Raw genomic sequence first — 11,675 nt, 5'->3', positions numbered from 1 at the left:
CCGAGCGGGACCAGCGGCGGGAAGAGGGAGACATGGAGATCGGTACGCAGCGGTTGAAGCGGGCGAGGTACGCCGTCGCGGCCGTCTTCTGCGTCCACGGAGCGGTGACCGGCAGCTTCGCCACCCGCATCCCGTGGATCCAGGACCACACCTCGATCAGCGCGGGCCAGCTCGGGCTCGCCCTCGCCTTCCCGGCGATCGGTGCGTCCCTGGCCATGCCGCTCGCCGGGGCGATAAGCCACCGCTTCGGCGCCCGCAACGCGCTGCGGGGCCTCCTCGCCCTGTGGACGCTCTCGCTGGTCCTGCCCGCGCTGGCCCCCAACATCTGGACGCTGTGCGCGGTGCTCGCGGTGTACGGGGCGTGCGCCGGCATGTCGGACGTGGCGATGAACGCGCTCGGCGTCGAGGTCGAGAACCGGCTCGACAGATCGATCATGTCCGGGCTGCACGGCATGTGGAGCGTGGGCGCGCTGCTCGGCTCGGCCGGAGGCACGCTGGCCGCCCATCTGGGCAGCGACGCGCGGTTGCACCATCTGCTCGCCGCCCTGGTGCTGACCGTCGTCGGGCTGCTCGCGTGCCAGGGCGTGCTGAATCTGCAGAGCGCGCCGGACGCGCAGGCTCCGCCGCGCTTCACCCTGCCGCCGAAGTCCGCGCTGGTGATCGGCGCCGTCGGTTTCTGCGCGGTCTTCGCGGAGGGCGCGAGCCTGGACTGGTCGGCGGTCTACCTGCGGGACGTGCTGGACACGGAACCGGGGCTCGCGGCGGCGTCCACCACGGCGTTCGCACTGACCATGGCGGTGGCGCGGCTCGCGGGCGACAGGGTGGTGGACAGGTTCGGCCCCGTGCTGACCGTACGGGTCGGCGGCGTGCTGGCGACCGTCGGCGGACTGCTGGTGACACTGGCCCCCGGCGTGCCGGTGGCGCTGGCCGGGTTCGCCCTGACGGGTCTCGGCATCGCGGTCGTCGTGCCGTTGGCCTTCGCCGCGGCAGGCCGCAGCGGGCCGAACCCGAGCCAGGCGATCGCGGGCGTCGCCACGATCACCTACACCTCGGGGCTGCTCGCGCCGTCGGCGATCGGGGCGGTGGCGGACACGACGTCACTGGTGGTGTCGTTCGCCCTGGTGACGGTGTTGAGCTTCGGTCTCGTGGTGGGCGCGCAGGTGCTGCGCGGCGCGGGCCGGGCGGCCGTCCCGGCCGAGACGCCGGTCGGGAAGTAAGAGGTCCTTTTCAGCCATAGCATTTGGTTCGATCGTTTTCGATCGCATCGGATCTTTTGGAAAGCTGAACGGGAGCACTCATGGGCCTCGGCGTCCGCTGGACCTTGCACGGCGACGGGCGCAATCCGGCGCCGGGAGCCGTCGTCCGCCCCGACGAGCGGCTGTCCTGGCCGCGGACCGCGGGACTGGGCGCGCAGCACGTGGTGGCGATGTTCGGGGCGAGCTTCGTCGCGCCCGTCCTAATGGGTCTCGACCCGAACCTCGCCATCATGATGTCGGGTGTCGCGACGATCGTCTTCCTGCTGGCGACGAAGGGCCGGGTCCCCTCCTACCTGGGCTGTTCCCTGGCCTTCGTGGGCGTGGCCGCCGCGATCCGGGCGACCGGCGGCAACAGCGCCACGGTGACCGGTGCGGTCTTCGTGGTGGGCGGCGTGCTGTTCCTGGCGGGCCTCGCGGTCCAGCGGTTCGGGGCACGGATCATCCATGCCGCGATGCCGCCGGTGGTGACCGGTGCGGTCGTCATGCTGATCGGCTTCAACCTGGCGCCGGTGACCGCCTCGACCTACTGGCCGCAGGACCAGTGGACGGCGCTGCTGGTGATGCTGTTCACCGGTTTGGCCGTGGTGGCGCTGCGCGGCTTCCTCTCGCGCATCGCGATCTTCCTCGGACTGGTCTTCGGGTACGGGATCTCCTGGGTCTTCGACCAGCTGTTCGGCAAGATCCACTCGTCGGTGGGCGGCGGCGCCGCCGTCGATCACTGGCGGCTGGACCTGTCGGCCGTCGGCAAGGCGGACTGGATCGGGCTGCCGTCGTTCCACGCGCCGAGCTTCGAGTGGTCGGCGATCCTGGTGGCTCTGCCGGTCGTGATCGCGCTCATCGCGGAGAACGCCGGACACGTGAAGGCCGTCGGCGAGATGACCGGCGACAACATCGACGACAAGCTCGGCACGGCGATCGCGGCGGACGGCGCGGCGTCGATGCTGTCGACGGCCGTCGGCGGGCCGCCCAACACGACGTACTCCGAGAACATCGGCGTGATGGCGGCCACCCGCGTGTACTCGACGGCGGCGTACTGGGCGGCGGCGTTCTTCGCCCTGCTGTTCGGTCTGTGCCCCAAGTTCGGGGCGGTCGTGGCGGCGATCCCGGGCGGGGTGCTCGGGGGAATCACCGTGATCCTTTACGGAATGATCGGGCTGCTGGGCGCACAGATCTGGATCAACGCGAAGGTGGACCTGAGCAATCCGCTGAACCTGGTGCCGACGGCGGCGGGCATCATCATCGGGGTCGGCGGGGTCAGCCTGAAGTTCACGGACAGCTTCGAGCTGAGCGGGATCGCGCTGGGGACGCTCGTGGTGATCACGGGTTACCACGTGCTGAGGGCGCTGGCGCCTGCGCACATGCGGGAGAGCGGTGGGGGTGGGGAGCGGGGGGCGTTGTTGGACTCGGGGACGTCTTCGTATGACGAGGGTGGGGGTTCGGGGGATTCGGGTGGTCCGGGTGGGGCGGATGGTCCCGGTGGGGCGGATGGTCCCGGTGGGGCGGCTCGTCCCGGTGGGGCGGATGGTTCGGCTGGTCCGGGCGAGCGCTGAGCCGGGGTGCATAGCGGGGCAGGGCAGGGCCAGGGCGGGCGGTCGCGGGGGGTGGGGGCCTCCGGGGGGCCGCCCCTGTGCCCACCCGTTCCGCCCCCAGGGGCGGCCCTGATGCCCACAGGGGCGGGGGCGGGCCTGATGCCCACAGGGGCGGGGGCGGGCTTGATGCCCACAGGGGCGGGGCGGGGGCTGATGCCTATAGAGGCGGGAGCGCGGGGCGGGCCTGATGCTGCTCGTTGCGGTCAGCCGGTGGCCAGGTCCATGGCGTAGTCCGGGGTGAAGCTGCCTGCGGCGCCCTTGCAGCCGTCGGACTCGCCCGGGAGTTTCACCCACAGGTAGGCGTCGATCCGGGACTCGCCGGTGCGGGTGGTCGGCGGCCGGCCCAGGGCGCGGCCCTCCGGGTCGCACCACTCGCCCGCCGCCGGTGCGCCGTTGCCGTTGCGGCTGGTGTCGATGACCGCGCCGAGGGACGAGGGGCCGCCCACGGCGGCAAGCACCTGGCGAGCGTACGCGACCTCGTCGGCCGTGCGGTGGAAGTTCGACACGTTGGTGAAGATGCCGTCGCCGCTGGTCGCCACGTTCGCCTGGCGGAGTTGGCCCGCCATCTTCTCGGGGGCGTGCCAGCCGGAGTGTCCGGCGTCGAAGTACACCCGGGCGTTCGGATTGGCGGCGTGGACGGCCTTGCCCGCCCGGGAGAGCGCGGCGAAACGATTGGCCCGCTGACTGTCGTCGAGGCAGTCGGTCTGCGCCATCGAGTCCGGTTCGAGGATCACGATCACGTCGCCCTTGCCGAGCCCGGACGCGAAGTTGCGTATCCAGCCGTCGTAGGCGTCGAAGTCCGGAGCTCCGCCCTGGGAGGCACCGCCGCAGTCCCGTTCCGGGATCGCGTACGGGACGACGACGGGCACCCGCCCGGCCGCCGCAGCGCCGGACGTCACGGCGCGGACCTTGCTCGCGATGGTGCTGGGGTTGTACTCGGCGAACCAGACGGCGGCCGGCTGCGCGGCGATCCTCGACTGGATGAGCGCGCGACGCGGATCCCCGCGGTTGGCCCGTACCCAGTCCAGGACCTGCGAGTCGGGGTGGAGGTAGAGGCTGCCGGAGACCGGTGCGCTCTGCTGCCGGGGAGGCTGTTTCTGCTTCGGCGGCTTCTTGGCCACCGGCTTCTTCGTCGCGGTGGCCGTGGCCGTGGGCGTCGGTGACGCGGTGGTCGCGGACGGGCTGGGCACGGCGGGCAGCGGGGGCATCACCGGCGACCTGGTCACTTCGGGGACCGCCGTGGTGCGCTCGGTCTCACCGGAGGACGCGGAGACCACTCCGCTGACCGTACCGACGGCCACCACCGCCGACGCGAGGACCGTCATCGCACCGCGCAGGGACGAAGCGTTCACCCGCTTGTCACCCCTGGCGGCGGCGCGGCCCCGTCCCGCGGCGCCGTGACCGCTTCTGCTCCCGGCGCGGCCCTTGCGGCGCCGGCCCGATATCCCTGACACCGTGCCACTCCCCCCTCTCCCCCCGGTTCCGGGGGCTCGTCGTTCCCTCGTTCTGGGGAAGCCCCGGCCCGGCTGTGTCGCGCACAGCCTATGACTGGGACGCTGCCCCCATGGCACAGATCGAGCACTACGCAGTTCAGAGGGACCGTACACGGCTCTTCGCACTGCTCACTCCACGGCCGACCGTGGACAGCGTGGTGGAGCGGATGCGTACGGTGCGCTCCGGCTGGCACCCCGACGACGGGGTCGCGGTCTTCAACCGGGTGTATCTGACGGTGACCGAGGAGATCGGCCGGCAGATCGACTTCGGCCGTTTCGCCGACCGCCACGCCGCGGCGACGCTGGACGTGCTGTTCGCGGAACGGTACCTGGCGGCCGTGGAGGCCGCGGCCTCGGGCCGCCGGACCCCCGCCTGCTGGCGACCGCTGTTCCAGTACCGGCGCCACCCGGGGCTGCGTCCGCTGCAGTTCGCGCTCGCGGGGATCAACGCGCACATCGGGCACGACCTTGCGCTCGCGGTCGTGGACACGTGCACGGCGCTCGGCTGCGAACCCGCCGACGTGGAGGCGGACTTCGACCGGGTCGGGGCGACGCTGGTCGCGCTGGAGGAGCGGATCCGGGAGGAGCTGATGCCGGGCCCCGACCTGCTGGAGATCGCGGACCCGCTGACGCACCTGGTGGGGACGTGGAGCCTGGAGCGGGCCAGGGACGCGGCCTGGTCGGCGGCCCGGGTGCTCTGGAGCCTGCGTGAACTCCCCGAACTGGCCGAGGAGTTCACGCAGCGGATGGACGCGGGCGTGGGGCTGGTGGGGCGCTTCCTGCTGACCCCGCTCCGCTAGGGTCGCCGGGGGGCCGACGGACCCCGGCACGGCGCGGGGCGCCCGGTCGGTCAGTCCTCCGGCAGTTCCACCGGGGCGATGTCGTCGTACACGTCCCCCGGGCCCGGATTCGTGCTGTCGGTCGTGCCGCCGAAGTGGTGCATGACGCCCCAGACCGCGTTCAGCGCGGTCTGGACCGCGCCCTCCGCCCAGCCGGCCGTCCACGAGATGTCGTCGCCCGCGAGGAAGATGCCGCGCTTGTCCTCGGGGAGGCGGTCCTGCATGAAGTGGGTGAACAGACGCCGCTGGTAGCGGTAGTGGCCGGGCAGGTTCGCCTTGAAGGCGCCCATGAAGTACGGCTCGTTCTCCCAGGACACCGTCACCGGGTTGCCGATGATGTGCTTGCGGATGTCGACCTTCGGGTAGATCTCGCCGAGCGACTTGAGCATGACCTCCATCCGCTCCTGGGCGGAGAGCGGCAGCCACTTGAGGCTGTCGTCGCACCAGGTGTACGAGAGGCAGATGGTCGCGGGCCGGTCCGGGCCGTCGTCCAGGAGGTACGTGCCCCGGGTCATGCGGTCGGTGAGCGTCATCGACATCACGTCACGCCCCGTCTCCTCGTCCTTGTCCAGCCAGAACGGCCGGTCCACGGGCACGAAGAGCTTGGAGGACTCCATGTAGTGGGTGCGCTCCATCGCCGTCCAGTGATCGATGGGGAAGAGCGAGTCGTCGCACTCGATCTTCGACAGGAGCAGCCAGGACTGGGCGGTGAAGATCGCAGCCGGGTACGTACGGATGTCACCCGAGGCGTCCGTGACGGTGATCCGGTTGCCTGCGGTGCGGTTCAGCCGGGTCACCGCGGGCTTCGGGTCGCCCCCGTGCAGCGAGGCCAGCGAGGTGCCGAGCGGCCAGTGCACGAGCTTGTGCGGTTCGCGCTCCCACAGCCGCACCGGGAGCTGCTGGCTGCCGCCCTCGATGCCGCGGTGGTGGTCGTCCGCCTCGGTGTAGACGACCCGGAGGATCTCCAGGATCGAGTTGGGGAAGTCGGTGTCCCAGCCGCCGGTGCCGAAGCCGACCTGGCCGAAGATCTCGCGGTGCCGGAAGGACTTGAAGGACTCCGACTCGCAGAGGAAGCCGTAGAAGGTCTGGTTGTCCAGCTTCTCGACGAGCTCCGCCCAGATCTCGCGGATGCGGGGCACGTCGCGCTCGCGCATCGCCTGGTTCATGTCGGAGAAGTCGGCGCCCTCCTCCAGGCAGGCGTTCCAGGCGGCGGCGACGTCGCGGTAGACCTGCGGGAGGTCGGCCACCGTCTCGGCGTAGTGGGACTCGCCCTTGAGGTCGACGACGGTGGAGGGGGTGCCGGGGGCCAGCGGGTTGGGGAACGGCCGGGTGGTGAGGCCCACCAGGTCGATGTAGTGCTGGAGCGCGGTGGAGGACGGCGGGAAGCGCATGGCGCCCATCTCCGCGGTCAGGCCCTCGGTGCTGGGGCCCTCGAAACCGACGGTGCGCAGCCGGCCGCCGATCTGGTCGGCCTCGTAGACGACGGGCCGCAGGCCCATCTTCATGAGCTCGTACGCGGCGACGATCCCGGACAGGCCGCCACCGATGACGGCCACCTCGGTGCCGTGCGCGGCCGCGGGTATCTGACCGAGGCCCGCCGGGTGGGCGAGGAAGTCGTCGTACGCGTACGGGAAGTCCGGTCCGAACATGGTGATCGGCGGCTGCGCGTCGGTGTGCTGGACGGCGGTGGGCACCGTGGACGTCATGAGGGTACGGACTCCTTGCGGGACGGAACAGAAGGCAGGAAAAAGGCGGGCTCGACGCAGCTGAGCTCAGGTCAGCTCAGGTCAGCTCAGCTCAGCTCAGCGAGTCGTACAGCCCGGGGCGGCGGTCGCGCAGGTACGGGTTGGTCTCCCGCGAGGCGGCCAGCAGGGCCGGGTCCACCTCGCCGACGAGGAGTTCCTCGCCGTGCCCGCCACGGACCCTGGTGGCCCCGTCGGGCCCGGCCAGGCAGCTCAGTCCGACGAATTCGAGGGCCGCGTCGCCCTCGCCCTCGGGGCCGGTCCTGTTGACGTACGCGACGTACATCTGGTTCTCCCAGGCACGTACCGGGACGACGGACTCGGCGACGAACTGGAAGGGGTGCATCTGGGCGGTGGGCACCAGGAGGAGGTCGGTGCCGGCCAGTGCGTGGGCCCGTACGTTCTCCGGGAACTCCACGTCGTAGCAGACCATCAGCCCCACCCGCAGACCTGCCAACTCGACCTGGACGACGGGCTGTTCGCCGGGCACGAAGACCTCGCGCTCGAAGCCGCCGAAGAGGTGGGTCTTGCGGTAGCCGGCGCGCCGGGTGCCGCTCGCGTCGATCAGCTGGACGGAGTTGAAGACCTGGGTGCCGTCGCGCTCGGGATAGCCGTAGACGATGGCGACGCCGTGTCGTGCGGCGATCTCGGCGACCGCGTCGGCGCCCTCGCCGTCGGCGCTCTCGGCGAGGTGGTGGACGTCCGCCCCGATGGCGTACCCGGTCAGGAACAGCTCCGAGGTGACCAGCAGCGAGGCCCCGGCGGCGGCGGCCCGGCCGGCGGCCTCGTCGAGTGCCTTGAGGTTCGCCGCCACGGAGCCGGGACGCCCGGAGCTCTGGAACAGGGCGAGGCGCAGCGGCTGCGCGGACAGGGGCGACGGCATGGCGGACCTCGGGCGGTGGGAAGGGTGGGGTGGAAGACGTAATGACGGTACGGTCCGCCACTCACCCCCGACAAGACTCGACCGTTGCGCACCGACCGCCGATCCGTTGCGCAGAAAACCCCCGAAACAGCGATTCGTTGCGCCTCGCCCCTCAGGAGTACGGGGAGCCGCGCCACCACCCACGACGGCCCCCACCACAAGGGGCACGGGGAACTGCGCGACCACCCACGACGGCCCACAGCAAGGGGCGCGGGGAATTGCGCGACCAGCCACGACGCACCCGCACGGAAATCCACTCCCCCGCCCGCCCGGCCCCCGCCCCGCGCAACCGCCACGGCCCGCCTAGGCCGGCGACCCCGACGAATACCGCCGCAACAGCGGCGAAAGCACCAGCACCGACTTCGTCCGCTCCACGAACGGCTCCCCCGCGATCCGCTCCAGCACCCGCTCGAAGTGCCGCATGTCGGAGGCGAAGACCTGGACGATCGCGTCCGCCTCACCGGTGACGGTGGAGGCGGACGCGACCTCGGGGTAGCGCTCAAGACCCCGGTTGATCGCCTCGGGCGACGTGTTGCGACGGCAGTAGATCTCGATGAAGCCCTCGGTCTCCCAGCCGAGCGCCGCCGGGTCCACCCGTACGGTGAACCCGGTGATGGCACCCTCCGCCCGCAGCCGGTCCACCCGGCGTTTCACCGCGGGGGCGGACAGGCCGACCAGGGAGCCGATGTCGGCGTAGGAGCGGCGGGCGTCCGCCGCCAGGGCGTGGACGATTCGCTCGTCGAGATCGTTGAGTCGCACTGCGGGTGGATCACATTTCTACGCGTCTGCGGAAGTCTTCTCCGGCGCGCCCTTCGCCAGCCGGGAGTGACGAATGCCGTACCCGAAGTAGAACACGAGACCGACGGCCATCCAGATTCCGAAGACGATCCACGTCGGCGTGCCGAGCCCGAACATGTTGTACACGCAGAAGCCGAAGCCCAGGATCGGGAAGAGGGGGCCGAGCGGCACCCGGAAGGTCCGGTTCATGTCCGGCCGGGTCCTGCGCAGGATGACCACGGCGATGTTGACCAGGCCGAACGCGAAGAGCGTGCCGATGCTGGTGGCGTCCACGAGGTTGCCCAGCGGGATGGCGGCGGCCAGGACGCCGCAGAACAGCGACACGATGACCGTGTTGACCCTCGGCGTGCCGGTGCGCGGGCTGACCTTGGAGAAGACCCGCGGCACGAGACCGTCGCGGGACATCGCGAACAGCACGCGGGTCTGGCCGTACAGCACGGTCAGCACGACGCTCGCGATGGCGATCACCGCGCCCGCCGCGAGCAGCGTGCCCCAGAAGGCCTGCCCGGTGACGTCCTTCATGATCCCGGCGAGGGCGGCCTCCGAGCCCTCGAAGCCCTTCCAGTTGCGCGCGCCGACGGCGACGGCCGCGACCAGGACGTACAGGGCGGTGACGATGATCAGCGAAAGCATGATCGCGCGCGGCAGGTCGCGCTGCGGGTTCTTCGCCTCCTCGCCGGCCGTGGAGGCGGCGTCGAAGCCGATGTAGGAGAAGAAGAGCGAGGCTCCGGCGGCGCTGACACCGGCCATGCCCAGCGGCATGAAGTCGGCGTAGTTGCCGGACTTGAACCCCATGAAGCCGATCACGCAGAACAGCAGCAGGGCGGCGATCTTCACCCCGACCATGATGGTGTTGGCACGGGCGGACTCACGGGCCCCGCCGAGCAGGAAGACCATCGCCAGGAGCACCACGACCAGCGCGGGCAGGTTGAAGACGCCCCCGTCGCCCGGCGGGGCGGAGAGCGCGTCGGGGATGGTGACGCCGATCGTCCCGTCGAGCAGTTCGTTGAGGTACTCGCCCCAGCCGACGGCCACCGCCGCCACCGAGACGCCGTACTCCAGGACCAGGCACCAGCCGCAGATCCAGGCGATCAGCTCACCCATCGTTGCGTACGCATACGAGTAGGAGGATCCGGAGACCGGGATGCTGCCCGCGAGCTCGGCGTACGAGAGTGCCGAGAAGAGGGCGGTGAGGCCCGCGATCACGAAGGAGATCGTGACGGCGGGGCCGGCCTCGGGAACGGCCGTGCCCAGCACGACGAAGATGCCGGTGCCGAGGGTGGCGCCGATGCTGATCATCGTCAGCTGCCACATCGAGAGCGACCGTCGCAGCGATCCTCCCTCGCCCTGGCCTCCCTCGCTGACCAGCAGTTCCACCGGCTTGCGGCGCATCAGGCGAGAGCCGGCACAGGCTCCGGAAGCGGGCGGTGGGGCAACGGGGGACGCTGCGCCTTGATCCAACACGGGGGTGGCTCCTTCTGGCTTCCTCATCGGGCGGCGGTGACCGCGGCGGAGCGTTCCGCGGACACGGCGAGACTGCCGCACACCCGGGGGGCCGCCGAGCAGGCGGTCCCCGCCACTCCACGTACAGCGGTGAAGCCTATGAGGTGTCCGTTCCCACACGTAATGCAGCAACCTTGCGCATCGACAGTTGATCATTGCGCGCAACGTCCACCGATGGCTGTTCGTTGCGCCTCAGTTTTCGATTTCCCTTTTGTCCGGTACGGGAGGCCGGTGGTGCGAAGATCCCGCTCATGTCCTGTGCCGGGAGTGGGCAGGGTGACGGGAACCACCTGCACAACTGCTGCACAACCGGGACCGCCGCGCGAACCTGGTGGCGACACCGTCCGCACCACCACCGCGACCGGCGCCACCGCACGGGCCCGGCCGCGTGCGGCCCGGCGCCCCGCACGCACGCACGCACCACCGAGGGGGACACACCGATGACCTGGCTGGATCCGGAGCTTTTCCTGCGCGGAGCGGCATGGCGCGACGCGGAGGGCCGGCCGCTGCGGGCGGCCCCGGACGACCTGGACCGGCTGCCGTGGGACATCCTGGAACGGGCGCGGGTGCCCGTCGGCGTACGGCTGGAGTTCGTCTCGTACGGGGCGCGGGCCGTGGAGCTGCACTACCGCGCCGACGCGGGCTCAGTGCCGCACGCGTTCGGTCTCTGGGAGGACGGCTCCCAGCTCGCGGAGACGCTCTCCGACCCGGCCGAGGAGTCCGTGGTGCGCCTCGAACTCCCCCCGCGCCAGGGCCCGTTCACGGTGTACCCGCCCGAGTCGCAGTCACCGCACTTCCAGGGCGTACGGGCCGTGGGCGGGCGCGTCGAACCCGCCGGACCGCGCCCGCGCTGGCTGGTGCACGGCGACTCGATCACCGAGGGCTGGTGGTCGACCCGCCCCGCGCACGCCTGGCCCGCGACGGTCGGCCGGCGCCTCGCACTGGACACCGTGAACCTCGGCTACGCGGGCGCCGCCCGAGGCGAACTGGCCACCGCGCAGCAGCTCGCCGCACTCCCCGCCGACGCCCTCACCCTCGCCTTCGGCACCAACTGCTGGGGCAGCACACCCTGCACCCCGGCGCTGCTGCACGAGACGGTGCGTGCCTTCCTCGCCCTCGTACGAAAAGGCCACCCGCGCACCCCGCTGCTGGTGCTCTCCCCCGTCCTGCGCCCCGAGGCCGAGCACGCCCCGAACGCCCTGGGGGCGACGCTGGCCGCACTGCGCGAGGCACTGGAGGACGCCGTACGGCGGGAGATGTCGGCAGGCGACGAGGGGCTCGCGCTGCTGCCGGGGCACGGGCTGCTGGGCCCCGAGCACCTCGCGGACGGGCTGCACCCCAACGACGCGGGGCACGCGGCCCTCGCCGACGCTGTCGCGGGAGCGCTGGGCAAGCTCCTGGGGACCTCGTCGCCCCCACTCACGTGACCGGACGCATGGTTGGCGACTGATGGGGTAGCCGGGGCCCCGTGGGCTGCACGACTGCGGGCAGCCGGCCGCGGCGACCGGAGCCGGGGCCGAGCGCCACGCGGGA

9 protein-coding genes are annotated in these 11,675 nt (G+C 71.5%); 4 read left to right on the top strand and 5 right to left on the bottom strand.

Features of this window, described 5'->3' with window-relative positions:
• Positions 1-32 precede the first annotated feature (32 nt).
• Both ACIQM4_RS27325 and ACIQM4_RS27320 read left to right on the top strand, forming a co-directional pair.
• Positions 33-1,217, top strand: a complete 1,185-nt coding sequence (locus tag ACIQM4_RS27325; protein WP_401596708.1) for an MFS transporter — start codon at positions 33-35, stop codon at positions 1,215-1,217.
• A gap of 80 nt (positions 1,218-1,297) precedes the next feature.
• Positions 1,298-2,806, top strand: coding sequence for a uracil-xanthine permease family protein (locus tag ACIQM4_RS27320; protein WP_401596706.1), 1,509 nt, complete (start codon positions 1,298-1,300; stop codon positions 2,804-2,806).
• A 242-nt stretch (positions 2,807-3,048) separates the two neighbouring features.
• Here ACIQM4_RS27320 and ACIQM4_RS27315 read toward each other — a convergent pair whose 3' ends face one another.
• Positions 3,049-4,170, bottom strand: a complete 1,122-nt coding sequence (locus tag ACIQM4_RS27315; RefSeq protein WP_401596887.1) for a glycoside hydrolase family 6 protein — start codon at positions 4,168-4,170, stop codon at positions 3,049-3,051.
• A 239-nt stretch (positions 4,171-4,409) separates the two neighbouring features.
• On the opposite strand from ACIQM4_RS27315, the gene ACIQM4_RS27310 reads away from it, so the two are divergent.
• Positions 4,410-5,138, top strand: coding sequence for a DUF5995 family protein (locus tag ACIQM4_RS27310; RefSeq protein WP_401596704.1), 729 nt, complete (start codon positions 4,410-4,412; stop codon positions 5,136-5,138).
• Between the two features lie 50 nt (positions 5,139-5,188).
• Here ACIQM4_RS27310 and ACIQM4_RS27305 read toward each other — a convergent pair whose 3' ends face one another.
• The 4 genes from ACIQM4_RS27305 to ACIQM4_RS27290 all read right to left on the bottom strand — a co-directional run bounded on the left by ACIQM4_RS27305 (position 5,189) and on the right by ACIQM4_RS27290 (position 10,103).
• On the bottom strand, positions 5,189-6,883 hold the full coding sequence (locus ACIQM4_RS27305; protein WP_401596702.1) for a flavin monoamine oxidase family protein: 1,695 nt from the start codon (positions 6,881-6,883) through the stop codon (positions 5,189-5,191).
• A 91-nt stretch (positions 6,884-6,974) separates the two neighbouring features.
• Complete coding sequence (locus ACIQM4_RS27300) at positions 6,975-7,802, bottom strand: carbon-nitrogen hydrolase family protein (protein WP_401596700.1); 828 nt, start codon at positions 7,800-7,802, stop codon at positions 6,975-6,977.
• A gap of 342 nt (positions 7,803-8,144) precedes the next feature.
• The gene (locus ACIQM4_RS27295; protein ID WP_266656338.1) at positions 8,145-8,600 is read right to left on the bottom strand and encodes an Lrp/AsnC family transcriptional regulator; all 456 of its coding nucleotides are present in this window, start codon (positions 8,598-8,600) and stop codon (positions 8,145-8,147) included.
• Positions 8,601-8,618: 18 nt separating this feature from the next.
• Positions 8,619-10,103: an amino acid permease gene (locus tag ACIQM4_RS27290; protein ID WP_401596696.1), complete on the bottom strand. Its 1,485-nt coding sequence runs from the start codon at positions 10,101-10,103 to the stop codon at positions 8,619-8,621.
• Positions 10,104-10,582: 479 nt separating this feature from the next.
• Here ACIQM4_RS27290 and ACIQM4_RS27285 point away from each other — a divergent pair, with 479 nt between their 5' ends.
• On the top strand, positions 10,583-11,569 hold the full coding sequence (locus ACIQM4_RS27285; protein WP_401596693.1) for a GDSL-type esterase/lipase family protein: 987 nt from the start codon (positions 10,583-10,585) through the stop codon (positions 11,567-11,569).
• Positions 11,570-11,675: the final 106 nt, after the last annotated feature.

Origin of the sequence: Streptomyces sp. NPDC091272, assembly GCF_044757485.1 — a bacterium.
Classification (GTDB): domain Bacteria; phylum Actinomycetota; class Actinomycetes; order Streptomycetales; family Streptomycetaceae; genus Streptomyces.
This window is presented reverse-complemented; position numbering and strand designations above follow the sequence as displayed.